Here is a 23,226-nt window from a genome sequence, read left to right as displayed (position 1 = left end):
CATGGCAAATCGCCCCCAGGAGCTGGCCCAAATGCCGTTGCGCAGCTACAGCCGCACCGAATTCACGGCGCTGCGCGCGCGCGTGAAAGGCCTCCCGCTCGAGACGATCGAGCGGCTGTACTTCGATCGCGACGCCGACGACCCGGTCGACGTCGCGCAGCTGCTGCGCACGATGCGCGACGATCTGGTCGCGGCCGCGCTGCGCGATGGTTCTCCGGTATTGAAGTCGCACCTGCAGGCGGCGATCGAAAAATACGGCGAGCCGCGCCTCACGCCCGTCTCACTGCAGCTGATCGAGCAGGTCGCCGCGCAGTGGGCCGTTGCCACGCCGCAGGCCGAGCACCCGGTCGGCCGCTGGTTCCGGCCGCTCGTCGCGGCACGCCTGGCGGGCGAGGAGATCCACACGCTCGGCGAGCTCGTCGCGCTGGTGAATCGCCGCGGCGGGCAGTGGTGGCGCTCGGTGCCGCGCATCGGCGCCGGCCGGGCGCGCGTGCTGGTCGCCTGGTTGCGGCGCCACGCCGCGTCGATCGGCACGGCCGTCGGGCCGGACGTCGACGCCGGCGACGCGCTGGCGCCGACCTCGGCCAGCATCACGGCCGGCGCGGGACAACTGGCGCCGCTCGAGCGCCTGGCGCTACCGGAGGCCCTGTCCGGCGCGCACGGGGCGAACCGGGCGTCGGTGTTTGCGTATCTGGGCGCTGCGCACGACCTGGACGCGGTACGGGCGTATCTGCACCGCTACGACGATCGGCCGGCCACGCAGCGCGCGTACACACGCGAGCTCGAGCGCCTGGTGCTCTGGTGCGTGGCCGAGCGCGGCGTCGCGCTGTCGTCGATGCGGGTCGAGGACTGCAACGCGTATAAGGCGTTTCTCGCCGCGCCATCTGAGCGTTTTACGGGCTCGCCCGTCGCCCGCAGGAGCGGCCAGTGGCGACCGTTCGCGCCAGGCGGCCTGGCACTGGAAAGCCAGCGCTACGCAGTGCGCCGGATTCGCGCGGCGTTCGCCTGGCTGGTCGCCGTGCGGTATCTGGCCGGCAACCCGTGGGCGGCCGTCACCGATCCGAACGTCGTCACGCGTGCGCGCAAGCTGCAGGTCGAGCGCTCGTTGCCGCTCGACCTGTGGACCCGCGTGCGCGCGACGCTGGCCGAACGCAGCGAGCTGCAGGGCCCGAGCGGGCCGCGCTGGCGCGCCGCGCGCGCGTTGTTGCTGGTGATGGGCGACGGCGGGTTGCGGATTGCCGAGGCGGCCGGCGTGGCGCGCGCGGCCCTCGCTTGGCTGCCGGCCGACGACGACACGCCGGCCAGCTGGTTGCTCGAGGTGATCGGCAAGGGCAACAAGCAACGCTTCGTGCCGATCAGCGACGAGTGCGTCGACGCGCTGCGTGCGCACTGGCGCGATCGCGGCCAGGATCTCGACGCGGTGGCCGCGACGGAACCACCCGGGTTGCCGCTGGTGGCGCCGCTGGTCATCCCGCCTACGCCGCGGGCCCGCGAGAAATTTGGCGAGCCCGATGAGGCCGGCGACCAGCTCAAGCCCCGCGCCCGGGGCTACTCGGTGCGCGGGGCGCGCGGGCTGACGCAGTGGGCGATCGCGCAGCTGCTCGAGGTGATGCCGGATCTGAGCGATGCCGATCGGCGCAAGCTGTCCGACACGTCGCCGCACGCTTTCCGGCACACGGTCGGCACGCAGATGCTGGCGGCTGGCGTCGCGCTCGAAGTCGTGCAGCGCACGCTCGGGCATGCATCGCTTGGCACGACGTCCATCTACGTGTCGCCGGAAGAGGCGCGGATGCGTCGCGAGGCGGCGAAGTACCACGCGCGGCTCACTCGCGAATCCTGAATCGTGGGTGGTGCTGCTTCAACGCGGCGACCGCCCGGCAGCGAGACCGTTCTCAGCGCAGCCAAATCGGAGTTCTCGCGGCGATCCAATCGATCGTGGTGGGTGGCATCGAAATCGACCGCATGCTGTCGTACGTATCCGACGCGTCGAAGTAGATCAACTTGCCGTCGCGGATCTCGATCGGCTCGGCGCCCGGGCGGCCACCCCAGAAGACGAAAAATAGCCGGGTGGCAAGGGTCGACCCGTGCGAATCGGCCACGACGATTTTGACCTGCTCGTTTTGGTTAGCAAAAAAGCCATTGCCGTGGCCGCCGCCGCTTCCGCAGATGTTGACGATGTAGGTCGTGCCGTCGACCCGCTTGGTGCCGCCGTTCAGCTTCGCGTTGTAGTTGTAGCGCTGACAATTGGTGTCGTCGGTCGCGATCCCGCGAAAATTGACGAGATAGAAGAATGCCAAAAAGCCCAGCGTGACGATCGCCAGTCCCACGCGCTTTGCACGACTGAAATGGTCGATATTTCTGACAAGCCGATAGAAGTAGAGCACGAAGATGATCGACGTGACGGCGAAGATCACGCTCTTCGCGTTCTTAAGCGAGAAAAGCGTGATCGCGTTCCTGACGTCGGCCGGCACGAACATCCACGCGATGGCGACAACCAGGCATGCGGCGACAACGGCCAAGGCCGCTTTGAGGATGACGGTGAGCGCCTTCATTGCTCGGCCGGGAGGGTTCTGCATATGGTGTCAATTTTCAGAATGATCGGCTTGTCCAGCTTGATAAGTCTGGGCTTACTGTAGACCATGAAGTCGCCGCCGCGATTATGCACCGATCGCCAGTCGCGGTACGTCTTGTTATGGACTGGCCAGTAGACATCCTTTGCCAGGAATTTCCGAAAGCGGCTGGTGCGTTTGTCGACCGGCTTGTTGACCTCTTCGCCCTCGGGGAGATAACGCCACTCCTCGATGGTCGAGTTCCCGACATTCAAGTTGCTGCTTTTGAAGAAATCGTTGACGGCCGCGACGTAGGACAGAACCATACCGGTCTTGTTCCAGTGGCCGAGGTATTGGCTCTTGGAAGGCGAATCGTCGTTGAACGAGTAGCTGTCTTTGATGTAGACGTAGATGTGGGTGATCTGGGCGACCGGCTCGAGACAGAAAATCTTGCGCTTGCCTTCGTACTTGTAATAGCGATCCCCGGTGACGGTCGCCTTCCCGATGGCGGCGTAGAAGTTGAAGTTTGCCAGGGCCCCGGTCAGATCGGTCATCGCGGTACCGTCGAGCGTATCGAGCGACGACACGGGCTGGTACTGGAATCCCCAGGCGATGTGAAACTGGAGCGGATCCCTCAGAAACGGCGAAGTGTCGATCACGATACCGGCCGCGTTTAACTGCCCGCCCGAGAAACTCTTCTCGATCACAGGTGCCATGACTTTTGAGGCGGCTCGCACGGCATTCGGCGTGTAAATCGCTTGCCGCACGAGCTGATTGAAGCGCTCGGATGCGCCGCTAAATTTCAATGCCCAATCCAGGGTAACCGTTGTGTCGTCGAGCGGCTGTACCGAGTTGAGATCGTTGTTGTAGACGTGCTTGGGGCTCGCAAGCCATTCTCGCGCGAGCTTGGCCGAAATTGGCCAGCCCATCTTGTCCATTGCTTTGGGGATGTCCTGCAGGTCGAACTCGGGCAGCTTGTCGGCTTGCTCCGCGTCTTGCGGTTTATCGCTCAGTTGTGGCTTGGCGGGCGGCTTCGCAGGTGCTGGAGCAGGGGCGGGCGGCTTTTGCGGCGCGACTGGAGCGGCTGCCTTGGGCGGGGGTGGCGGTGGAGGCTCGTTCGGCGCGAGCCTGTCGAACGAGATTCTCTGCTGCGTATCGATGGGAACGCATCCGACTACGCCAGAGTAGCATTTCCACCGTTTGCTGGAATATAAAACACCGGATTCCAGCTGATAATACGGGACTTTTCTGACGTCTGGCATAAGTGCGTGAACAGCGATTATTGAGAAGAGTTCGTCATGCTCGTGAGCAGTATCAGAGTAATCGATATCCCGCCAAAACCAACGACGCCAATGTGATCTACTGTTAAATCAGATCGAATTCACTCAGAATGAAAGATCGGGGGCAGTTCCCGGCACATAAACTTGGTGAAAGAGCACAAGCATATTGCCAGTTTCGTCCTGCAGCGATGCCACTACCATCCAAATGCACGATAATGGCCCGGCTCGTATTGACCTGGTCCCTTGTTCCGACTAGCCTAAGCGCTCTTTGCTCAACTGAAGAATCTTAATCCATGACGACTTACCTCGAACTCAAAAAGCAGGCTGATGCGTTGGCACAGCAGGCAGAAGAAGCACGTCTCTCAGAACTGGAGAGCATCATTACGGCGATGCGTGAGCAAATCGCCGAATACGGCATTACGTCCGAGCAGCTGTTCGGGCGCCGGCGCGCTGCCGTATCCGGTGCACGCACACCCATCGCTCCGAAATATCAAGACCCGAAGTCGGGCGCAACCTGGAGCGGACGCGGCAAAGCGCCGGGCTGGATTGCAGGGAAGAAGCGCGAGCGCTTTCTGATTCCCGTTACGGAGTAACGTGACACGTTCGCGGCTCAGATCGCGAACCATGCGGGCGTAGCTCAATGGTAGAGCAACAGCCTTCCAAGCTGATGACGAGGGTTCGATTCCCTTCGCCCGCTCCAGAAGATGTGATCAAGCGATTTAAGACACCTTCCTTGAAAACCAGCGGCAGCGACTGTCCGCGAGTGTGAATCGCGTCCGATAGGTCTTCAGTAACAGATCTGCCGCGGGACCATCGCCCAGCCGTAACCGACCCATTCCTGCACGTTTCGCCAGTAACAGCGTGGCCCCGCATAGTCATAGGGCGGAGGCGCATAGACCGGAACGGGCGCCCCATACATCGGAGGCGGCCCCGCATATGCCGGCGGTGCAGCGATCGCCGAGCCCAACAGAAACCCGCCGACCAGACCCGCGACAATGCCGCCGACAACTGATCCGGAAGGACGCTCATAGCCGTATCCGTAGGCATAAGCCGATTGAGTAAATCCGGCAATCGACAACATCATCAGCATTACTACACATTGCTTTCTCATCACGTGTCACTCCAAGACAAACCACGTTTGATATTGCAGACGGTATGATCGTCGAACCCAACCCGCTCACACCGTCCTCATACCCATGACCGCGTCTACCCGCCCGACGAAGCCTGGCCAGTCACAACCGTCCCGCTCGAATGCTGCTCAACCTTCCGCCACTCCAGACCCGGTCATCCATGCTCGCGCCGTGAAGGTCAGCGTTGTGGTCGACGTCGAGCGATTTCCATTCGACGCCGTACCGCCTGTCGGCACGCCTGGCGCGAAGAACGCTCAGCTGCCGTTCTCGATCTGTACGCCGGCGGGCCGCATCGTCAAAACCACGCTTAAGGGCGGCACCCTGCAGCGCTTCGTCCAGGCCGTGCGCGACAACCCTGCCGGCGGCGCCGCCGTGATAGCCGGTCGAATCAGCGACGACGGCAAGTCGATCCTCGACGCAGGCATCACGTTTCAGCCCAAAGCGATCGAGGCGACTGCCACCGAGTAATGCTCCGGTACCGCCGGGCAAACGATCCAGATCCTCCTGCTGGTGCCCCTTCGACAGCAGTCGCCTGAGCATCACGGGATAACGCCATCCTCGGTCGCCGTGACAGCAATCGCTGGCCCCTCAAGCGCGTCGATCAGATCCAGCTGGCCAGGCAACGGTGCGGGTTGCGCCGGCACTCGCCTTGGACGAGGATGACCGCCGCGCCGCAAGCCGCGTGCGATCATCTGCAGCTTGCGCCACAACACATCCGCCTCGGCCGGCGCCAACAATCCAGCAGCTGCATCCAGCGCAGCGACCAGTTCGTCCAGATGTGCGGGCGCACTGGCAAACACCTCGCGAGCACGCGCCATCGCCTGACTGTCACGCCAGGCCACCAGCCATGACGACAGCTCACGCCGCTCATTGCGATCCAGGCGCTCGAGCAGATCAGCCGGCACGTCTTCATCCGCACGGAACGTGCCGATCACAATCTGACGGTGCCGACGCGTATCCCCGCTACGCGTGACGCGCAGCAGCTTGATCGATCGGCCTTGCTCGCGAATCAACATGTCCATCCTCAGGCGTCGTCACGTCATCCACTTCATCCGGCTACAGCACTTCCTGCACAACCAGACGACTACTGATCTTCATCTGAGCGCACTGGCTTTGTCGACCGTGCGCGATCGATCAGCTTTCTGAGCCAAGCCATTCCATGCGCATCAATCTTCGCCCATTGCGCAGCGGTCAAACGGATCGAGCGGCCGATCAACCGATCTTCTTCAGGAATAGGCGGTCTACCCATCCGCGGTTTCGTGGATTTCATTGAGTTTAAGATAGCACTTTTCGTTACACAAAAACAGGCCGTTTTCGTTACTTTCTGTACTACACTAAGTAGTAGCGTGCGATGCTGTCCGAGCTGCGTATTTGATGTGGATAACCGTTTGTGGCAAGGCGCGTCCGATCTCAACCCTGATCATGGTGAACAACATGACCAAGTATGTGGTGATGGTGCGGCAAATAACCTGGTACGACCGGCTGGCTGCGGTGCCGGGCAAGATCCTCAAGTGGGCCATCCTGATCCAGCTCGGCCTGCTGTTTGCTGCCGGCGTCTTCGGCGTGATCGCGCACGTCGGCAAGGTTGTGATGACTGCGGTGACCGGCGCGCACTGAAGCACGCCGATCGGCTCGATCACGGCGTGAAACGCGTCGGCGGCCGCTCGAACGATTTTCCGTCGATAAGTCGGTCCATCCGCTCGATCGCTTCCAACAGCACCGCGAGTGGCGCCGTGCGCAGCTGATCGTCGTGCCACGCCAGCAGCATCGAAACGAGCTCGTCGGTCTGCTCGTCAAACGTCCATAGATCCTCGCGCTCGCCGCGATCGAAGGCAGCCTGGATCCCGCGCTCCGCCGCCACCAGCACTTCAACCCGGATCTCCTGTCGACGGGCTTCATCGATGAACCCCGTCAGCATGATCATCTGCAGCAGGATCCGCATGCCGAAGGCGCTGCCCTGACGCATCCTGATCGCCTCGAGCGCCGAGTGGTACTGCAGCGACATCTTCTCGATCTCGTCCCGCGGCATAGGCAACAGCAAGCGCTTGGCGAGCTGGCCGCGCGGCCGTCGACGTGTGCTCGCGCGACGCGTCACGGAAACCTCGCCGGCGAGTACGTCGCCCCGATGCCGGTGTCGCACATGAGCCTCATCGCGGCCGCGTGCTCGTGGTCATGCATGGAGATCCTACTGTCCTGGTCGGTTGAATCATCCGCAGCATAGCGGAATTTCTTGTACCTCAAAAACTCGTGATCGAGGCGAGCTGCGCTGCACTCGCGATCGAACCGTGCACGCGCGCTGCGCGCCCGTGCACGGTTCTCATGTCCAACAGCAACGAAACACCATCCCTTCCTTCCACGTCGCCGTGCTTGCCAAGGTCCACTCAACCAAGGCCTCTGCGGTTCTTACCGGGGTGGTGGCTACCCGTCGCCAACGATCGCCTCCAGGGTGCCGGGAGCCGGTCGTTCACCGCGCGCGCCGGGATGGTCGCGCACGGTGAACGACCTTCAAGAACTTTCGCGGCATAAACGGCCGGCTCTCCCTGGCCGGGAGGCCCACCATTTATTCCACGTTTCTTGACTCCCGACACCCTTCCGGCGCTCGCCAGCGCCGGGTAGCCACCACCGTGCAGCCGCAAACGCTGCCGCGCTATCCATCGCCCCGCCCGTCATCTGCCGGGCGGCACAGGGTTCACCTTATCGATGGAGCACCACCATGGACTTTTTCTATCACGGCGACTGTCTCGATGTTCTCCCCACCATCCCCGATGCAGTGATCGACTTCGCGCTGACCGACCCGCCGTATCTGGTCAACTACCAGGACCGCAACGGCCGCTCGATCGCGAACGATGTGCGCGGCGACTGGCTCGAACCGGCGTTCGCACAGGTGTTCCGCGTACTGAAGGATGACGCGCTGTGCGTGAGCTTCTACGGCTGGACTAAGACCGATGAATTCTTCCGAGCGTGGAAGAAGGCGGGTTTTCGCATCGTCGGTCACATCGTATTTGCGAAAACCTACGCGTCCAAGGCGCGCTTCGTGAAGTACCAGCACGAATCGGCCTACGTGCTCGCCAAGGGCTCGCCGGCGCTGCCATCAAAGCCCCTGCCGGACGTACAGCCGTGGCAGTACTCCGGCAACCGCCTGCACCCCACTGAAAAGCCGCTGTCCGCCATGCGCGCCGTCGTCGAGGCGTTCACGCGGCCGGGGGACCTCGTGCTCGATCCGTTCGCCGGCAGCGGCACCACGTGCGCGGCGGCCAAGCAGCTTGGGCGTCGCTATGTCGGCATCGAACTGGACGCGACTTATCACGCCGCGGCTGTCGCCCGGCTGGGCCGGCGCGAAGCGATCGCGGCTTAACCTCCAACGAAGCGAGAGAACCATCATGGGACTGACCATCACAGCCTATTGCGGCCTGGAAGCGATCGACGCGCCGCGACTCGACGGCAACCGCGAGCCGATTGACGTATTCACGGTGCGTTTCTATTGGGCGCCGCGCTTTCCGCAACGCGCAGACGGCCTCGATATCGCCCGCGTGTTTCGCTACCGCAATGCGTTTGAGTTCAACGTCGGTACGTACATCACGCATGAGATTTTCCGCGAGCAGCTCGCCGAACTGGCGAACTATCCGGCGATTCCCCTCGGCAGCGAGAAGATCTGCCACACGAACGGCGCGATCGTCGAAACGGAAGGCATGTTCAAGGAACTGATCGACTTCTCAACCACGATGGGCACGATCGGGCCACGTACTTCGCGCAAGCTGGCCAACGACTTTTCGCGATTCATGCACCTGGTCGATGGCGAAAGCAATCCCTTGTTCGCCGAGCTCTATCGCAACTGGTATGTCGCGTTCGCACTTGCGCAGCATGACGGCGCCGTGCGATTCCACTGACCCGATTGAACGGCCGGCCGCTCACCGCGGCCGGCATCCGAACAAGGCAAACACCATGCAACTTTTCTATATCCAGCACCTGATGTGTGCCGTACTCGATCATCACTTCGCGTCGCGCCTGGACAGCCCGGCGCCTCGCTCCGATGACACGCTTACCGTGAGCGTCGCCGAGCTATTGAACGCGCTGCGCGAGGCGTTCGAACTCGGTCAAGATGTACGGAGGACCGCGCGATGACCCACGCAGAATTCGAAACGCTACTCGAGGCGATCGCGCGCGAGCATCTTTTTATCTCGACCCTGCAGGAGCAGAAATCCGATCGCCTTGACTTCCATAGCGTCGCGGTTTGGACCGTGCGCGAGGCGTTAGCGGCAGCATACGAGGCAGGGAGAAAAATCCGCCTCAAGCCGCGCGATTAATCAACTACTGCGCCGGCGTCGCCGGTGCCCGCAAAGTGATAGACGGCCGCATCGAGCGGCCGTCTATCACTTGTCTGGATCCGCACGCCAAAATGGGTCGATGCCAGCCGCATCGCACAGGAGCGCCCAGGCCGAATACGGAATCGGTGCTTCTTCGGACATCCACTTGCGCACAGTGCGTCCATTGCTGTTAGTGGATATTCCCAAGTATTCCGAAGCATCTTGCGGTGTCATACCCGTTCGCCGGAGTATCTCCTTTACTTCGATTCCTTTTGGCTGGGCCCAGAATCGCGCCGGCTGCAAGCATTCACGCCGAATTTCAATAGTGTAGGTCGTCATAGGTTTCTCTGCATGTCAAACGCGTTGGATCGGATGCCACTGAGCATCCAGCCCCCAGCGCTTCGCGCCGGAGGAATCACGCCAGGTATGCGATCGCACTGCGATCGCACTGCGATCGCATACCTGGCTTGACAACCCCGCCATCGGTCCGTCAACGCCTCACCGGATTGACCCTTCGCTTCGCTACGGGTCGGGCCTCTCCCCACGCCGGACAATGCCGGCGCGGGTCCCCGTGTCCCTCAATCCGGGCGCGCGGCGCGCGCGAAGCGTGCTCGTGCCTGACGCCCCTAGCTTGCAAGAAGGGAGGTCCGGCCGACCATCGCGGCAAGCGCACAGCACAGCGAGAGATAAGGGGCGGCTATGCCCCTATTATCCCATCGGCATTACCGCAGCGCGGCCAATGCGCCGCGCACCGCGTCGATCTGATCGGCCGTCAATTCGGACGCCGCGACCCGTTCGCGTTTCTCCAGAAACATCAACGTGTACGGTGCGACCAGAATGCGGGCCTGTCGGCACACCGTCATGCCGTCGTCGGACGGGTAACGCTCGCGCCAATGGTTGATCGCGGATTCCAAATCATTCAGGGTGAATTCCATACGTGCTCGCCCCGGCCTTGCAGCCGGAGCGCCTTGTCGTTAGAGCGTCACGTTATCAGTTCACGTCGGCGCGCGGCTGTTCGTCGCGCTGGACATCGATCACCTCGACGCCGGACAGCCCGTGACGCGTGGCGCATTCATCGGCCACCACGCCCGCGTGCGTAACCGACAGGGCAGGCACGAAACAATCAACCGTGACAGGAAATTCACGGCACTTTACGACGACCTTGAAACGTTGCTGTTGCATGGCGCGGTCCCCTTAGTCGATTGCGCGGAAGATTTCGCGCTGTTCGGGATGCTGCACGGCGAAGCGGCGCAGCGCATGATAGGCATTCGTGAATCGCCCAGTGCGGTCGTCGTGCGACAGTCGGCACAGCACGTACAACGTGACGACGATCCCGAATGCTTCCGCCCCCATGTGCCCCTCGTAGCTGTTCTCATTGAAGCAGACGTACAGCTCACCTTCATTCGCAGGCGCGGCATAAAACCCGCCGTTATCCAGCTCGAAGAACAGCCAGTGACCGCCCGAGTATTCCGGCGACAGTCGGCGCGCCCACGCATAGAGCAGGTTTTCGCCACGCAGGTACGACGGGCCGAAATGCTTCGGCAAGAACCGCAGACGGTGCTCCTCGATGACGAGCGAGGATTGAATCGGTGCGTCGGTTTGCAGTGCTTCAGCTTGAGACATGGATAACTCCCGGATTCGGCCAAGCGGGATGCCCGGCCACAAAAATAGTATATGCCTTAAAGGCATTATATTCAAGATTTTTTTGTTGACTATAATGCCTTTAAGGCATATATTTAAACCATGGCCGAGCATCCCGCTTGGCCGAATTCGGGAGTAACGACAGTGAGTGCAAAGCAGAAACAGCAAGCCGTAGTCGACCTGATCGTCGGTAGCCGTGCAGCAACCACCGTGCCGTTTTCGGCGCTGATCGATTCACCGTTCAACGTGCGGCGCGGCGAGCCGCAGAACATCGAAGGCATGGCCCAGTCGATCAAGAGCGCGGGCGGCATCATGCAGAACCTCATCGTTCACGAAGTGAAGGCCAAGCAAGGTAATAAGGTGAGCTACGGCGTTTGTGCGGGCCGTCGCCGCAAGGCCGGTTATGGGCTGCTGGTCGAGCGCCGCGAAGCGTCGGCCGACGCGCCGATCAACGTCGTGATCGTGACGGATGCTGAGGCGCGGCTTATGTCGCTGATGGAGAACACGGCGCGCGAAGACATGCACCTTGCGGACGTGTGCGAAGGCATCCGTGACTTGCACGCAGACGGGCGCACGCCCGAACACATTGCCGAGGTGTTTTCTGTTTCCGTGCTGACGGTGCAACGGCGGTTGAAACTGGCGCACGTGTCGCCGAAGCTTTTCGAAGCGTTCCGCCAGGACGAGATTGAACTCGGCCAGTTGCAAGCGCTCGCGCTCTGCCCCGATCCAGCCGAACAAGAGCGCATCTGGGCCGAAGTACAGGATGGCCCGGCATGGATGCAGGCACCGGCGAAGCTGCGCGAAATCATCACGCGCGAGGAAGTGTCGAGCGAAAACGCGCTGGCCCGGTTTGTCGGCGTCGAGGCATACGAGGCAGCGGGTGGCGAGGTGCGCCGTGACCTGTTTTCGGACACGGGCGGCGGCTATCTGGTAAGCCCGGACATCCTGAACGGTCTGGTTCGCGCGAAGCTGGATGAGGCGGCCGATGCGCTGCGCGCCGAGGGTTGGTCATGGGTGGAAGCCGACCTGAAAACCAACTACGAAACCATCTATGCGTGTACGCGCCTGAGCGCTGGAACGCGTGCTTTGAGCGCCGACGAGCAAGCGGAACGTGACGCACTCGATGCGCGCGTGACCCGCGCGAGCGAAGCGCTCGAAGCCGCCTACGACAGCGACGACGAGTCGATCGACGCCGACGCACTCGAAGCCGAACATCAAGCGGCCGAGGAAGCGCTCGAAGCGTTCGATGAACGTGCCAGCGAATGGACGGCCGAACAGAAAGCCGTGTCCGGCGTGTACATCGCGGTATCGCAAAGTGGCGATTTGTTCGTTCAGGTCGGCTTGGTGAAGCATGCCGACATGAAGGCAGCCGGTCAGGCGCTCGGCGCACAAGCGCCCGGCGCACTGCGACGGGCGGCGCAGGCCCCCGAACAGGTCAAGCCGCTGCACAGCGAAAGCCTGTGCGCTCGCTTAACGGCGCACCGCACCGCCATCGTGCGACTTGAACTGAGCCGCCGCCCGGAAATCGCGCTGGTCACGCTGCTGGCCCGGATGGTGCCGGACGTTTTGCCCGGTCATTTCGGACGCGGTACGCTCGGCATGCTCAGCATCCAATCTGAATCGTCATCGAAGAAGCTGGTGAACGTTGCGGATGACATGACGAATAGCCCGGCATGGATCGCCTACGACGAGCGCTCCGAATTCTGGCGTGCACGTATCACGAAGGAAGCGAACGGCGACCTGTTCGGCTGGTTGATGGCACAGACCGGCGACACGTTGCGCGACCTGTTCGCGTTCTGCGTCGCGGCCACGGTGGACGGCGTGAGCCACGGCGACGCCCCGCACGTCGTCAACCGCTTGGCTGATGTGCTGAACGTCGATTACCGGTCGTACTGGAAGGCGACCGGGGCGAGCTACTTCCAGCACGTGCCGAAGGCACGCATTCTTGACGTGGTGAAGGAAGCCACCACGACGGAAACGGCCGCGTCGCTCGAAAAGCTGAAAAAGGCCGAACTGGTCGGCGCGGCCGAACGCGCGGTATCGGAAACCGGATGGTTGCCCGAGGTGCTGCGCAACCGCGAGCATCCGGAAATCTGGCAAGCAACCGACGATGACGACGACGTAGAAGGCGACGACGATGAAATGCCGCCGGAAGATGAAGAAGCCGAAACCGCGTAAGTAGCGCTGCCGCCCGGACACGATCCGGGCGAAGCCTCACCACGACCGAGCCGCCCGCGCCATCATGGCCGGTGCGGCTTTTTTGCGCTACCTACTGCCCGACGCCTACGCCGTACCTGTTTCGGAATCGTCAGGCGTGGCGCTCCCCACTTCCCCATCACGCGCGGCGCTTGGATCCGGCGTCAGCGGCGGAAGCGGTTGACCCGGTTTCCATCCCGCCAATGGGTTTGCCAAGAACCTTGCCTGCATGGCGCGTTCGCGTTCCTGGCGCTGCACTGGCGTCAACGTTTTGCGCTGTTCGTAGGTCAGCGCTCCGGTGCGCCAGTCGTCCGGTAGCGACACCTTCGGCTTGAGGTGGGCGACGGCCATCTCCTCAAGCGTTTGAGGTGGCGGCACCGACCGCGCAGGCTCGACCACGCCCGTTTGCGCCGGGGCGGTCGATTCCATTTCCACGGTTGCTGGCGTCGCAGAGGCGGCAGGCGGTGTCGGTGCTGGCCCCGACGATGTGGGCCGGGCCGCGCCCTGCCGTGCATCGCGCGGCAGCGGAATCGCCCGTTCACGGCGCACCCGCGAAATCATCACATCGAGCGTCGTCACACTCAGTTCGAGGCCATGCCTCGCCAGCACATCGCGGATAGCGAGATGACGCACGCCCGCATCGAGCGCGACGCGGACCTGATCGAACATCTCGCGAAATCGCGCCATCTTGGAGCGGTGATCTGTTCCGGTGGCAAGGCCGAGCAGGTCTTGAGAAAGCGTGAGGGTGGTCATGTGAATCAACCGTGAGGGGTGATCCTCAGATCGTAGAACCACAGCAAAACGTTAGTCAACGTTTGAAAAGCTTCGTATTCCGGAGGGTGTCGGCGGAATGAGTAGCAAATCGACAGTGTGGGACGGGGGATGTTAGGTTTTGAAACCACCCCAACCGAAGGGCGGCGTCCGCAGGCACGATAGATATGTAGACGGAAACTAACGTTTCCGCCCACATATCCGTGCCCAAAGGGGCAAAGCCCCTTTGGAAACCCGGCGGGCTTCGCCCGCGGGACAGCGGACGCGCCGTGGTAACGGCGCGACAGTGAACCAGGACGCGCGGATCGCCCCCCTCTCTGTAGACAATGGGGCGGTGGTGGTACGAGAAGATGTGCGGGCAATCAGGCGCTCACAGCGCGCGCTGATTTCGGGGTGCGGCCTTGGACGCGGCCCGAAATCTTTTGTCGCGCACTTAGCCGGTGGCGGCCTTAGGCCGTCAGCGGCTTAGTGCCTGCCGGAGGGTGTAGGTTGTGGTTCGAGGGGTTGATCCATGCAAGCGGGCGAAGCCCGCGTGACGCGGCGGCATAGCCGCCGGTCGATATGGGGTAGTCAGAGAAAGCTTCTGGTTAAGTCCCGACACTTAAATGCGATTCGACCCGACAATTAATATGAGTTATCCACACACACCTGCACGCGCGGCCGCAGCGGTGCGGCAAAACCGGGCGCGGCGAGGGAAAATCGCGCGCGACCACGGCGGAAATCGCTCGAAATTCTGTGCGCGGACGAGCGCCACCCTCGCTTGCGCGATAGGTGACTGTCTATGGGTGGAGGTTTGCCTAGTCGCCGGGTGGCGCCAACTGCTGTCGCGCGACCCGGTAGCAGCGATCGCGATCCCAATCCGGGTGCTGCATCTTCAGCTCGCCCATGCGCAGATGAATCGCGCGCTCGAGCTCGGCCTGGCGGCCGACATCGGTGGCCAGCGCACGCTGCTTGACGCGTGACTGGATATTCTTGAGTTGTTCTGCCAGCTGCTCGCCGTGCTGTACGGCCGCGACGCTGGCCTTGCGATCGCGTTTGCGTTGCGCGTCCCGCCGGCGCTGCGCGCGCAGGTGCGCGCGCGTGCGCTCGTGCGTCAACCACTTGCCGAGGCCGAACTGCTCGAAGATCGCCGGCGTCAGGTATTTGATTGCGGCGAAGCCGCGGTAGCGCACGCCCTGCTCGCTTTCCTGCACCTCACACTGCGGACGGCTCTTGACCAGCCGGGCGCGGATCAGATCATGCAGTGCGCGCTCGGTACGGCGCAGCGACAGGCCCGCTTGCTCGGCCAGGTACGGCAGCGTGAAGTCGATCCAACCGTCCTTGCCGGGCACCGCCACGCGTAGCGTCACGAGATCGCAGAACTTGATCAGCGCGCGCATCAGCTGCACACACGCGATGCGCCGCTCGCTGCGCTGCTGGCGCGCACTGCCGTTCGCGATGTTCAAGCGCGGCAACCACGCCTGCGGCGTGTCGAGGTAGCGGCCGAGCCGCATCTTCAGTTCGCGCAGCAACTTCGGCGCGCTCGCCGGCGCCGGGTGCGGGATGTCTTCCGGCCAGACCCGCTCCGGCAACGCCGCCGCCGGCTTCGGTGCACCCTTCAGGCCGGCGCCCTGCGCTCGCAACCCTGCGTGCGCGCCACGCGCGGCCGCGAGGATGCCACCGAACAGATCCTGTTCGGACGTGGCGTCGACGGACGCGGCCACGCCAGCCTGATCGGATGGATCAGGCGGCAGCGATGCGGCGAAGGAGAAATCCACGGCGCGGCCTTAAGCGGATCCGCGCTCCAGTCCGGCCGGCGGCCGGTGCATCCCGCCGGTGGGCGGGAAGGTTCGACGGCTCGGGATTATCGCCACGAACCGCGAGGAAAGCTTATTTGGGGTCGCACCGAAAGGTGCGGGCGCGAGGGATCTCGCGGCGCCCCGCGCATAGCGGGGCCATGCCCCGCGCTCGGTCAATCGCATCATCTGGTTCTCATTTTAAAAAGACGAGTTTGCACAGATGACGCTTGACAGCCGACCGGTTCTGGGTAGAATCTGGTCATCCTTCCTACGGGATGGCCTCTTCTCCGGTTGGCTGTAAGAGCGTCATCAAGACAAGCCCCCTGTTTCCAGCAGGGGGTTTTCTTTTGTGCGGCCGTTTTTTCGTGCGCTAAGCGCTCCTCTACGACGGTTCGTGACAAAAATTTTTCCGATTCTACCGTTTCACCGACCGCACCGGAAGGTATTCCGGTGAGTATTTCGCGGTTGCACGCGTTCACCATCGCGTTTTGCCAGACTTGGCGCATCCATACTCCCTTGTTGTACTGATTTTGCATCGTCATACCCGTGGCCCTCGCGGCTTCGGGTCGGTCGCCGGACCAGGTTGCGGCGCTGTCGCAGGTGCCGGCTGCGCTGGCGCCGCCGGACGCGACACGTCATCGCGCACGCCGAGCGATTCACGCACGTCGGCCAGTTGCCGATCGACCCGCGACGAGCGCGCGTCCGCCAACGCACGATTCAGCTGCGTGTCGCCGAACTGCACCGACAAGCCGGCTGCGGCCGCCACCTCGATCGCCGCTTGCCGAAAAACTTCATTGCCGTCGAGCTCGAGCGTGCGGCCGAACTTCATCTGCGCGAGCCGCAGGCCTGTCTCGATCGCCGCGCGATCGACCTGCAGCACGTCGACGGCGTCACCACGATCCACAACGAGCGTCTGACCATCGCGGCGATAGCTGACGCTGCCGCCCTCGTCGACCGACAACGACAGCTCCGGTCCATGAAACAGGATTGCGTTGTCCTCATGCACAGCCGGCGTGCCAGGCCGAATCGTATTGACCGGCGTATTGGTCGACGTCGGGTCCGCATGGCTGGGCTTGCCCGTGCGGCGCAGCTCGGCGAGCGCGCGCTCGTCGCCACCCTGCGCGCGCTGCTGCAGCCAGCCGGTGAACGTCGGTGCGGTCGCAGCGCCGTACCGCGCCTTCAAGACGTCGCGCTCGAGGCGGATCTGCGCGGCAAGCGCCGTATCGGCCGCGGCACGCGTTAGGCGCGCGGCCGCGAGTGCCTGGCGCCGCTCGGGCTGGCGCATCTGCGACGCGTATCGAATCTGCGTGCGGCGCTCGGCGAGCTCGCCGGCGATCGCCGCACGTCGTGCGTGCTCGTGATCCTTCTGGGCCGCCCAAGCCGCGCGACGAGCCCGTGCGTGCGCGTCGCGCTCCGCCGCGAACTCGCGCCATAGCACGGTGCGCGGCAATTCGCGCGTGCGCGGAATCGGCTCGCCCGCTCGCTGACGTGCGTAGCTTTCTCGCAGCAGCGGCGCGGCCTCGTTCCACGACAGATTCAACTCTTTCGTGAGGAAGTCGGACACGTTCAGATTGCGCCGGCCGGCACGGATCCGGGCACCGCCGTCGCTGCCGACCGTGACCACGTATTTCTGCGGCAACACGCCGTGCGAGTGCGACAGCTCGGCCAGAAGTCGGTCGGCATTCAGCTGCTGCCGTATCTCCGCGAATTCGCCCTTACCCGCGCGCTGCCGGCGTGCTTCACGCGCGTCGCGCGCGGCCTGCGAGATCGCACTGTCCGCTACCCGGCCTGTGCGGCTTCTTTCTGGCGCAATTTCTCGATCGCGATCGCGAACCCGTCGCAGGCGATACGTGGATACGGCGCCAGCGTCGTCCACGTGTTCGTGCGCAGGATCTGGCAGAAGCACTGGGCGTCCTTCGTCGACGCCGACCAGATCGCCGCCGGACAGCGCTCGCACAGCGTCGACGGGTTCGGCCACAAACTCCGGTTCACCTGACCAAGCGCCAAACTCGTCGGCATCAAAGGCGGGGGCTGGATCGGCACCGGACGGTCCGGGATCGAATCCGGGGCCGCCGGGTCCGTCGAAGGTCGGCCCGACGTCGGGACTACCCCATCCGTCGTCGCTGTTGAATGGGGTATCGAATGTCCGGTCGATGTCGTCGGGCTCGAGTCGTCCGAATCCGCTGGTGTCATCATGAAACTCCTTCAGGTGCTGTGCATAGAAACCGCGCTCCAGCGCGTCGAGCATCAGGCGACGATCACCCGACGACGACTGCTGATAACGCTGCCATTGAAGCGTGTTGCCGCTATTGAGATATTTCACTTCCCGCGCGCGCTCGGCCATCCATTCGTCCAGGCGCGCCTGGATGTCTTCGGGTGTCGCTCGCGCAGGCTGCCGTTCGATGTAGTGCTCGGCCGCGTCGGCCGCCAGCTGCAGGAGCTTCTCGTCGGTCGGCAGTTCGATGAACTCGCGCGAGAACACGTAATCCTTTAGGTTCACGCCCTTCTCGGCGCCGGCCGGCTTCACGTTCGGATACGCGTCCTCACGTCCGACGTTGCGCACGCGGACTGCGCCGTGCTCGGCGAGTAGCGCCATGAAGTCATCGATACGCTCGACGCGCCGGTCAAGCATCCCGTCGAGGATTCGCTCCTTGAGTTGCCGGCTATCCGCTCGAAACAGGTCGCCGCGGTACCGACTCAGCATCTCGGACGCGTCGCTGAATTCCGTGCGGCGGTTATCCTTCGGGCTAGCCAGCCCGTACTTCGCGTTCAAGTGCTCCTGGATTGCATCGAAGTAGTCGAGGTTCAGCTTGTCGAAGCCAAACGGGCGCGCACTCTGCCCCGAGATCAAGTTCAACTTCGGGATCACGACGTGAATGTGCGGCTTGCGCTCGACCAGCGTCCCGGTCTTCTCGTCGACGTAGCTTTTCACGCGCGGCAGGTGCGCCTCCGCATAAAAATTCAGTTCATCCGGTCGATAGGCGGCAAACACGAACGCCTTGAAATCGCGCACGACCGCATCGAGCGTCTCGCGATCGATATGGTCTTCCTTGAAGCTCAGGGTGATCGTCAGGTAGCGATCGACATTCGGTGCCGCGTCGATCATCCGATAGACCGATTCCGTCAGATCGAGATCGCCATCGAGCACCACGCGCTCATCCATCTCGTCGCGGCTGAACTCGCGTCCAACCTTGCGCCCGTCTTCGAGATATTGCTTGACGCCGTCGTGATGGCCCGAAACACGGATCAGCATAGTCAGTCCACCCGCTGCAGATGAGCTTTCAACAACTGCGTGATCAGCTGCAGCTCGTCCATCAACGCATCGAACAAATCTTCACGCAGGGTTCCTGCGAGCCGCGCATGATTCGCGACGTGCGCCAGCTGATTCAGGTTGTTGCCCGTCTTGTTGACCACGAACACGACCCGCTTGCGATCGACACTTGCCGGCGGACGAGCCACGATCTGCGTGCGGTTCGTCAGCACACATTCGCGCAAAAATTCGGATTGACTGAGGCCCGAGGCGGCCACCTTCTCCGCGAATACCTTGCGCTCCGCGTCGGTGAGACGCGTGCTGATCGGCGATCCCAACGCATCCTTTGCCGGGCGTCGACCTCGTTTCGGCGGCGCTTCCGACACGGCCTTCAGATCATCGTTGCTCATCGCTGTCAGTAGCAATCAGGTTGATGCAATATCGTCACAACCGCCGGACGGCATGCGCCGGCTGTCGTCGTCCGCCGGCTGCTGGACAGCGTAGCCGTCGAACACATGCGCGATGAACTCAGTCAGGATGAAGCGATCTTCGCTGTTCGGCTCGCGCGACAGATTGTTTTCGCCGACGATCTCGAAGGTTTCGATCGCCGCGAGTGCTGCTTGCGCCGTTAGCGGGGCGAGGAGCTCGTCAGCTTTCGCGACTGACTGTGCAACAAACTGCCTCGGCTGCGTCGGCCCCGGATTGTGCGGTGGCAGGGCGGCAAGTCTCCCAGCCGCCGCGTCCAGCAGTTTGCGACCGTGTTCGACGAATACGTGCGACACAAGAAAACCAGCAGCGTCCATTTCAAGCAGCCACAGGATCGAGCGGATCAGGCTGTTTGTATCGTCATTGAAATTGTCGGCCGGCACTGCTTCATGCTGCGCGACAGATCCGAGCCCGTAGCGCGCAATAAGGTCAGCAGAAAGATGCGGATGCGTCATTGCGCACACGGCTGCATACGCCCGGAGCGCTGCCCGCGCGTGCAGGTCATGCTTCAGGTCGAGTACGAAATACTCGCTATCGTGGTGCTTGCCGCCAGGCTGGTCGCTACCGTCGATACGGCGCACGTCGAACTTGCGATACAGGCCCTGCTCGGCGCTCGTCTTGTTCGGATCCAAGTCCGTCAGCACATCAGCGCAGCTCTTATCGGTAGTCATGGTTGATCCTCGGAAAAGCTTGCCCGGATCCGGGCAAGTGTTGTTCGATTCCGCAATGTCTCGCGGCATGCACAGCTCTCCGTCCGCTCAAAGCCGCCCGATGTTCACATCGCGTATCCCACGTGCCTCGCGCAGCGCCACCGTGTACCTGGTCAGGTAGTCGCGCCATACAACGGCATCGGGGATGCCATGCAGCACCCACACCGGGTGATACATGTCGCTCGTCTCGAAGCGCAGGCTGCCGAAACCCATGCGCTCCTGCCACCACAGAGCAAGCGCCTGTATGTTCTGCACGCGCGCGAGCTCGACGCTGATCGTTTCCCGCATCACGAGCCCACGCGTGACGGTCACACGTGATGCGTCGATCACGAAGCGTGTCGCGCGCGTTTGTGCGATCGCCTGCAGGACGGCGCCGATCGGCACGAACAGCACGAGCGCAAACACCCACCAAAAATTCGTCACCGCTGCGGCGCCGGCGACCAGCAGCAACAGGACAACCTCGGCGATCGCCCAATTCACGATCAGCGGGAGATTCACCGTCCAGACTGGTGACGCCTCGAACCACGGCGGCGACACCGCAGGCGACCTCGACGGGTCAAACGTCGGCTTCATGACGTCGCCCCCACATCACTCGCTATTCCTTCTGTCGCCGGCGACGGCAAAGCCTTGATCGCCCCCTTCGGCGATGGCAGCGGCTGCATCGGATCGTCCGCATCCCATACCCATGCAGGCACCGCGCTCTCCGCAATCACCGCCTCGAGTGTCTCGCTGGATTCAGCCGGCGCGCCAGGTGTCAGCACATACAGCGCAGTCGGCACGTCGCAATCGGTCAGCACCGCACACGCGAGCGTCTGGTTCTCCGCCAGGTTGTAGCGCAAGCTCTTCACGAAGCGTCGTCGACCACTCGTCAGCGCGTCGAGCAACGCCTTGTCGTACATGTCTTCGAACGGAATCCAGCGGTCCGTCACGACCATCGCCGACAGGGTCGATACCGTTGCGAGGCCCGTCGATTCGAGCCCGAACGTCGCGATGAAAATCAGGTGTGCACCCTCCACGCCATCCCACAGCGCGATCGCATTCGCGAACCGTTTCATGAAGCGCCGATGCAGATCCCCGTCAAGCATGAACGGGAAATTCGCCAGGTGTTTCGCAACCAGCTTCGCGCCGGCGCGTGTCGGCGTAATCTCCTTCACCTCGCCGATCGCGATCATCATCGGTCGCGTCTTGCCGACCTTCGCGAGCGCCGCCATCGCAGTGATACGTCGCGCAGTCAGATCGGCATCACGATCGAGTGACCAGGTCTCCGGAATGAACATCTGCTGGCCGAGCGGTGCTTTCTTTGCGGTCTTGCCAAGCACCGCCGACAGCAGCTCGCGCCGAACCAGCGCCCAGCTACGCTTGTTCTCCATCGCCGGTGACCAGCGATTCAACCCGGCTTCGTCCCACAGGTAGTGCAGCAGCCCGCGCAGCGTCAGCTTCGCGCCGTCCGTGCGCACCGAGTCGCTCTCGCGCCCGGTCGCCTCGGGCGCGCTCTTGCCGCTGGATTTCGTCAAGCTGAAATCCAGCCGCAGGTTCGTCGCCTCGCCGTCGTCCTGGACGGCCTGGCCGAGCACGGCACCACGGCCGGACAATTCCGCCGGCGGCTCGTAGGACGGGCACTCTGGTGCGTGCTTCGCGCCGCTGTCCGGCATGCGCTTGATGACGTAGTGATCCTCCAGCTTTGCGATGTACATCGGCACGCCGTCCGGCTGACAGGCGCAGAGCGGCCGTTGCTTACCCTTGTATGCGGTGGCGAGATGGCGCTGCAGATCGCTGGCATCAGCCGCGACCTGTGCGGAACCGAAACGGTATGCATGCATCATGGGCCTCCTATCACGTGACGAAAACTGGTGATCGCAGTGCCGACCAGCATGATCGTGACGGCGGCCGTCAGCGCGACCGTCATGCCGATCGTGCGCCACGACGTGCGCGGCCGATTCTGCAGCGCGATCATCTGCTGCAGCTTGATCAGCTCCGCCGCTACCGCCTCGGTCGCTTCACGTCGCGCCAGCTGCGCCGCCTTCACCGCAAGTTCGCCCTTGAACGAAGCTTCGTGCCGAACCGCCTCCGCCACGAACTGCTCGGCGGCCTGGCGAATTTCTTCCAGCCGGCCGGTCAGCTGCTCGTCGGTCGCACGAATCAGCTTCTCGACATGATTGAGGCTGTCAACGACCTTTGCCAGATCGATCACCAGATCGGCCACCGCAGCCTCACGCAACTCGGGACTCGCCGACAGCGCGAGCAGCGTTTGCTTCACGCCGTCGAGCGACAACATGCCATCCTTGCCGACTGCTTCACCAGGAGGTTGACGTGATGCGTGATCAGTCGCGATCTTGACGGCGTTCAAGCCGCCTGGAAGCGGGGCATTCATGCAAAGCTCCCGGATGAAATAGCCGCGAATGCCGCATCGAGTTTGGGTGCGATCGACTGCGACTTACGCTTCAGGCTAATCAAGCGCGTGCGGCGCACCGCTTCGGCCCGATCGGTCAATTGCGCGAGTCCGAGCTTGTAGTCCGTATCGTCCTGGTTAATCGCGTGCAGGGTCGTACCGAGTTCGGCCGCGATTGGAAATGCGTCGCTCTTCGGGATCGCGGCGGCCATATCGAGCCGGAAACTGCGATTCACGCGATAGATATCGATCAGCGGGCCGAACGCGCGAGCAATCGCCGCCTCATCGGATTCGTTACGCAGCGCTTCGACCTGGTTGAACACAACCCTGATCCGGTCGGGCTCGACGCCCAGGTCGGCCAGCAACTCGATCGTCTTGAACGTGTCATGCAGCTGCTTGCGTGCCGGCACAACCGGCACCACGAAGAATCCGTAGTCCTCGTGCGCGCCGGCGGACTCGTCAAGACGCTTCAGGTATTCCTCGACATTCGACGCGCCAATGTCCACGATCAGCGCCTGCCCAAGCATCAGCGCTTCGTGCAGCACGTCGAACTGTGCTGCGATCATGGTCTCCGGACCCGATTTATCACGCCCGCCAACGGCCACCGCCGCTTCATCTGCGTTAATCGATTCCACCTGCATCACGCTCAAGTCGGGCAGACGCGGCGCAAGCAGCTCGCGCGTAACCATCGTCTTGCCAACGTTGCCGGAACAGTTCACTACCGCAATACTCGGGGTCATCG

The 23,226-nt window shown here is 62.9% G+C and carries 27 protein-coding genes and 1 tRNA gene; 10 read left to right on the top strand and 18 right to left on the bottom strand.

Annotated elements, in window-relative coordinates; all coding sequences use genetic code 11:
• Position 1: 1 nt before the first annotated feature.
• On the top strand, positions 2-1,840 hold the full coding sequence (locus AC5LXK_RS37520; RefSeq protein WP_089464345.1) for a site-specific integrase: 1,839 nt from the start codon (positions 2-4) through the stop codon (positions 1,838-1,840).
• A gap of 52 nt (positions 1,841-1,892) precedes the next feature.
• Here AC5LXK_RS37520 and AC5LXK_RS37515 read toward each other — a convergent pair whose 3' ends face one another.
• Together AC5LXK_RS37515 and AC5LXK_RS37510 are read right to left on the bottom strand one after the other, a co-directional pair.
• Complete coding sequence (locus tag AC5LXK_RS37515; RefSeq protein ID WP_224755973.1) at positions 1,893-2,552, bottom strand: hypothetical protein; 660 nt, start codon at positions 2,550-2,552, stop codon at positions 1,893-1,895.
• The gene (locus tag AC5LXK_RS37510; RefSeq protein WP_049036502.1) at positions 2,549-3,811 is read right to left on the bottom strand and encodes a DUF6402 family protein; all 1,263 of its coding nucleotides are present in this window, start codon (positions 3,809-3,811) and stop codon (positions 2,549-2,551) included. Before AC5LXK_RS37510 ends, AC5LXK_RS37515 begins: the two co-directional genes overlap by 4 nt.
• A 311-nt stretch (positions 3,812-4,122) precedes the next feature.
• Between AC5LXK_RS37510 and AC5LXK_RS37505 the strand changes: the two genes are divergently transcribed.
• A complete protein-coding gene (locus tag AC5LXK_RS37505) occupies positions 4,123-4,422 on the top strand; it encodes an H-NS histone family protein (protein ID WP_049036503.1) in 300 nt (99 codons plus the stop codon).
• Positions 4,423-4,455: 33 nt separating this feature from the next.
• Positions 4,456-4,529: transfer RNA gene (locus AC5LXK_RS37500), tRNA-Gly, on the top strand.
• Between the two features lie 87 nt (positions 4,530-4,616).
• Here the strand turns inward: AC5LXK_RS37500 and AC5LXK_RS37495 are convergent.
• Positions 4,617-4,919, bottom strand: a complete 303-nt coding sequence (locus AC5LXK_RS37495; protein ID WP_137910208.1) for a hypothetical protein — start codon at positions 4,917-4,919, stop codon at positions 4,617-4,619.
• A gap of 211 nt (positions 4,920-5,130) precedes the next feature.
• Here AC5LXK_RS37495 and AC5LXK_RS37490 point away from each other — a divergent pair, with 211 nt between their 5' ends.
• Positions 5,131-5,427 (top strand): hypothetical protein, encoded by a 297-nt coding sequence (locus AC5LXK_RS37490; RefSeq protein WP_143330923.1) that lies wholly within the window; start codon positions 5,131-5,133, stop codon positions 5,425-5,427.
• A gap of 71 nt (positions 5,428-5,498) precedes the next feature.
• Here AC5LXK_RS37490 and AC5LXK_RS37485 read toward each other — a convergent pair whose 3' ends face one another.
• Positions 5,499-5,981 carry a hypothetical protein gene (locus AC5LXK_RS37485; protein ID WP_224755972.1) on the bottom strand — a complete coding sequence of 161 codons (483 nt, stop codon included), beginning with the start codon at positions 5,979-5,981 and terminating at the stop codon, positions 5,499-5,501.
• A 412-nt stretch (positions 5,982-6,393) separates the two neighbouring features.
• On the opposite strand from AC5LXK_RS37485, the gene AC5LXK_RS37480 reads away from it, so the two are divergent.
• Positions 6,394-6,576 (top strand): hypothetical protein, encoded by a 183-nt coding sequence (locus AC5LXK_RS37480; RefSeq protein ID WP_137910206.1) that lies wholly within the window; start codon positions 6,394-6,396, stop codon positions 6,574-6,576.
• Positions 6,577-6,595: 19 nt separating this feature from the next.
• Here AC5LXK_RS37480 and AC5LXK_RS37475 read toward each other — a convergent pair whose 3' ends face one another.
• A complete protein-coding gene (locus AC5LXK_RS37475) occupies positions 6,596-6,964 on the bottom strand; it encodes a hypothetical protein (RefSeq protein WP_220497710.1) in 369 nt (122 codons plus the stop codon).
• A 708-nt stretch (positions 6,965-7,672) separates the two neighbouring features.
• On the opposite strand from AC5LXK_RS37475, the gene AC5LXK_RS37470 reads away from it, so the two are divergent.
• From AC5LXK_RS37470 to AC5LXK_RS37455, 4 genes are read left to right on the top strand one after another with little or no spacing between them, the layout of a single operon-like run.
• Positions 7,673-8,314: a DNA methyltransferase gene (locus AC5LXK_RS37470; RefSeq protein WP_049036510.1), complete on the top strand. Its 642-nt coding sequence runs from the start codon at positions 7,673-7,675 to the stop codon at positions 8,312-8,314.
• 25 nt (positions 8,315-8,339) lie between these two features.
• Positions 8,340-8,846: a hypothetical protein gene (locus tag AC5LXK_RS37465; RefSeq protein ID WP_049036512.1), complete on the top strand. Its 507-nt coding sequence runs from the start codon at positions 8,340-8,342 to the stop codon at positions 8,844-8,846.
• 55 nt (positions 8,847-8,901) lie between these two features.
• Positions 8,902-9,081 carry a hypothetical protein gene (locus AC5LXK_RS37460; protein WP_049036514.1) on the top strand — a complete coding sequence of 60 codons (180 nt, stop codon included), beginning with the start codon at positions 8,902-8,904 and terminating at the stop codon, positions 9,079-9,081.
• Complete coding sequence (locus AC5LXK_RS37455; RefSeq protein ID WP_049036515.1) at positions 9,078-9,263, top strand: DUF6900 domain-containing protein; 186 nt, start codon at positions 9,078-9,080, stop codon at positions 9,261-9,263. Before AC5LXK_RS37460 ends, AC5LXK_RS37455 begins: the two co-directional genes overlap by 4 nt.
• A 66-nt stretch (positions 9,264-9,329) precedes the next feature.
• Here AC5LXK_RS37455 and AC5LXK_RS37450 read toward each other — a convergent pair whose 3' ends face one another.
• From AC5LXK_RS37450 to AC5LXK_RS37435, 4 genes are all read right to left on the bottom strand, one after another.
• The gene (locus AC5LXK_RS37450) at positions 9,330-9,602 is read right to left on the bottom strand and encodes a helix-turn-helix domain-containing protein (RefSeq protein WP_089464343.1); all 273 of its coding nucleotides are present in this window, start codon (positions 9,600-9,602) and stop codon (positions 9,330-9,332) included.
• A gap of 383 nt (positions 9,603-9,985) precedes the next feature.
• Positions 9,986-10,198: a DUF3717 domain-containing protein gene (locus tag AC5LXK_RS37445; protein ID WP_049036517.1), complete on the bottom strand. Its 213-nt coding sequence runs from the start codon at positions 10,196-10,198 to the stop codon at positions 9,986-9,988.
• Between the two features lie 55 nt (positions 10,199-10,253).
• On the bottom strand, positions 10,254-10,445 hold the full coding sequence (locus AC5LXK_RS37440) for a hypothetical protein (protein WP_089464342.1): 192 nt from the start codon (positions 10,443-10,445) through the stop codon (positions 10,254-10,256).
• Positions 10,446-10,457: 12 nt separating this feature from the next.
• Complete coding sequence (locus tag AC5LXK_RS37435; protein WP_232036352.1) at positions 10,458-10,928, bottom strand: antirestriction protein; 471 nt, start codon at positions 10,926-10,928, stop codon at positions 10,458-10,460.
• A gap of 120 nt (positions 10,929-11,048) precedes the next feature.
• Between AC5LXK_RS37435 and AC5LXK_RS37430 the strand changes: the two genes are divergently transcribed.
• Positions 11,049-13,082, top strand: coding sequence for a ParB/RepB/Spo0J family partition protein (locus AC5LXK_RS37430; RefSeq protein ID WP_049036547.1), 2,034 nt, complete (start codon positions 11,049-11,051; stop codon positions 13,080-13,082).
• A gap of 105 nt (positions 13,083-13,187) precedes the next feature.
• Here the strand turns inward: AC5LXK_RS37430 and AC5LXK_RS37425 are convergent, their stop codons facing one another.
• From AC5LXK_RS37425 to stbB, 9 genes are all read right to left on the bottom strand, one after another.
• Positions 13,188-13,853: a hypothetical protein gene (locus tag AC5LXK_RS37425; protein WP_122174098.1), complete on the bottom strand. Its 666-nt coding sequence runs from the start codon at positions 13,851-13,853 to the stop codon at positions 13,188-13,190.
• A gap of 815 nt (positions 13,854-14,668) precedes the next feature.
• Positions 14,669-15,493 (bottom strand): Crp/Fnr family transcriptional regulator, encoded by an 825-nt coding sequence (locus tag AC5LXK_RS37420; RefSeq protein WP_224755978.1) that lies wholly within the window; start codon positions 15,491-15,493, stop codon positions 14,669-14,671.
• 694 nt (positions 15,494-16,187) lie between these two features.
• Positions 16,188-18,902 carry an LPD7 domain-containing protein gene (locus AC5LXK_RS37415; RefSeq protein ID WP_049036522.1) on the bottom strand — a complete coding sequence of 905 codons (2,715 nt, stop codon included), beginning with the start codon at positions 18,900-18,902 and terminating at the stop codon, positions 16,188-16,190.
• A gap of 2 nt (positions 18,903-18,904) precedes the next feature.
• Complete coding sequence (locus AC5LXK_RS37410) at positions 18,905-19,309, bottom strand: plasmid mobilization protein (RefSeq protein ID WP_122174096.1); 405 nt, start codon at positions 19,307-19,309, stop codon at positions 18,905-18,907.
• Between the two features lie 15 nt (positions 19,310-19,324).
• The gene (locus tag AC5LXK_RS37405; RefSeq protein ID WP_049036524.1) at positions 19,325-20,056 is read right to left on the bottom strand and encodes a hypothetical protein; all 732 of its coding nucleotides are present in this window, start codon (positions 20,054-20,056) and stop codon (positions 19,325-19,327) included.
• Between the two features lie 87 nt (positions 20,057-20,143).
• On the bottom strand, positions 20,144-20,668 hold the full coding sequence (locus tag AC5LXK_RS37400; RefSeq protein ID WP_049036527.1) for a PH domain-containing protein: 525 nt from the start codon (positions 20,666-20,668) through the stop codon (positions 20,144-20,146).
• Positions 20,665-22,017, bottom strand: coding sequence for a DUF1173 domain-containing protein (locus AC5LXK_RS37395; protein WP_176290400.1), 1,353 nt, complete (start codon positions 22,015-22,017; stop codon positions 20,665-20,667). Before AC5LXK_RS37395 ends, AC5LXK_RS37400 begins: the two co-directional genes overlap by 4 nt.
• On the bottom strand, positions 21,915-22,466 hold the full coding sequence (locus AC5LXK_RS37390) for a hypothetical protein (protein WP_137910205.1): 552 nt from the start codon (positions 22,464-22,466) through the stop codon (positions 21,915-21,917). Before AC5LXK_RS37390 ends, AC5LXK_RS37395 begins: the two co-directional genes overlap by 103 nt.
• Positions 22,463-23,224 (bottom strand): StbB family protein, encoded by a 762-nt coding sequence (gene stbB, locus AC5LXK_RS37385; RefSeq protein ID WP_049036532.1) that lies wholly within the window; start codon positions 23,222-23,224, stop codon positions 22,463-22,465. Before stbB ends, AC5LXK_RS37390 begins: the two co-directional genes overlap by 4 nt.
• Positions 23,225-23,226 lie beyond the last annotated feature (2 nt).

It is taken from the genome of Burkholderia pulmonis (genome assembly GCF_984667975.1).
This window is presented reverse-complemented; position numbering and strand designations above follow the sequence as displayed.

Excerpts from the sequence above, each read along its gene's own strand:
- AC5LXK_RS37465 (WP_049036512.1), top strand. The coding sequence starts at position 8,340 with ATGGGACTGACCATCACAGCCTATTGCGGCCTGGAAGCGATCGACGCG.
- AC5LXK_RS37460 (WP_049036514.1), top strand. The coding sequence starts at position 8,902 with ATGCAACTTTTCTATATCCAGCACCTGATGTGTGCCGTACTCGATCAT.
- AC5LXK_RS37450 (WP_089464343.1), bottom strand. The coding sequence starts at position 9,602 with ATGACGACCTACACTATTGAAATTCGGCGTGAATGCTTGCAGCCGGCG.
- AC5LXK_RS37520 (WP_089464345.1), top strand. The coding sequence starts at position 2 with ATGGCAAATCGCCCCCAGGAGCTGGCCCAAATGCCGTTGCGCAGCTAC.
- AC5LXK_RS37485 (WP_224755972.1), bottom strand. The coding sequence starts at position 5,981 with ATGGACATGTTGATTCGCGAGCAAGGCCGATCGATCAAGCTGCTGCGC.
- AC5LXK_RS37480 (WP_137910206.1), top strand. The coding sequence starts at position 6,394 with ATGACCAAGTATGTGGTGATGGTGCGGCAAATAACCTGGTACGACCGG.
- AC5LXK_RS37495 (WP_137910208.1), bottom strand. The coding sequence starts at position 4,919 with ATGCTGATGATGTTGTCGATTGCCGGATTTACTCAATCGGCTTATGCC.
- AC5LXK_RS37390 (WP_137910205.1), bottom strand. The coding sequence starts at position 22,466 with ATGAATGCCCCGCTTCCAGGCGGCTTGAACGCCGTCAAGATCGCGACT.
- AC5LXK_RS37510 (WP_049036502.1), bottom strand. The coding sequence starts at position 3,811 with ATGCCAGACGTCAGAAAAGTCCCGTATTATCAGCTGGAATCCGGTGTT.
- AC5LXK_RS37470 (WP_049036510.1), top strand. The coding sequence starts at position 7,673 with ATGGACTTTTTCTATCACGGCGACTGTCTCGATGTTCTCCCCACCATC.
- AC5LXK_RS37400 (WP_049036527.1), bottom strand. The coding sequence starts at position 20,668 with ATGAAGCCGACGTTTGACCCGTCGAGGTCGCCTGCGGTGTCGCCGCCG.
- AC5LXK_RS37455 (WP_049036515.1), top strand. The coding sequence starts at position 9,078 with ATGACCCACGCAGAATTCGAAACGCTACTCGAGGCGATCGCGCGCGAG.
- AC5LXK_RS37445 (WP_049036517.1), bottom strand. The coding sequence starts at position 10,198 with ATGGAATTCACCCTGAATGATTTGGAATCCGCGATCAACCATTGGCGC.
- AC5LXK_RS37405 (WP_049036524.1), bottom strand. The coding sequence starts at position 20,056 with ATGACTACCGATAAGAGCTGCGCTGATGTGCTGACGGACTTGGATCCG.
- stbB (WP_049036532.1), bottom strand. The coding sequence starts at position 23,224 with ATGACCCCGAGTATTGCGGTAGTGAACTGTTCCGGCAACGTTGGCAAG.
- AC5LXK_RS37515 (WP_224755973.1), bottom strand. The coding sequence starts at position 2,552 with ATGAAGGCGCTCACCGTCATCCTCAAAGCGGCCTTGGCCGTTGTCGCC.
- AC5LXK_RS37505 (WP_049036503.1), top strand. The coding sequence starts at position 4,123 with ATGACGACTTACCTCGAACTCAAAAAGCAGGCTGATGCGTTGGCACAG.
- AC5LXK_RS37425 (WP_122174098.1), bottom strand. The coding sequence starts at position 13,853 with ATGACCACCCTCACGCTTTCTCAAGACCTGCTCGGCCTTGCCACCGGA.
- AC5LXK_RS37440 (WP_089464342.1), bottom strand. The coding sequence starts at position 10,445 with ATGCAACAGCAACGTTTCAAGGTCGTCGTAAAGTGCCGTGAATTTCCT.
- AC5LXK_RS37410 (WP_122174096.1), bottom strand. The coding sequence starts at position 19,309 with ATGAGCAACGATGATCTGAAGGCCGTGTCGGAAGCGCCGCCGAAACGA.
- AC5LXK_RS37415 (WP_049036522.1), bottom strand. The coding sequence starts at position 18,902 with ATGCTGATCCGTGTTTCGGGCCATCACGACGGCGTCAAGCAATATCTC.
- AC5LXK_RS37475 (WP_220497710.1), bottom strand. The coding sequence starts at position 6,964 with ATGTCGCTGCAGTACCACTCGGCGCTCGAGGCGATCAGGATGCGTCAG.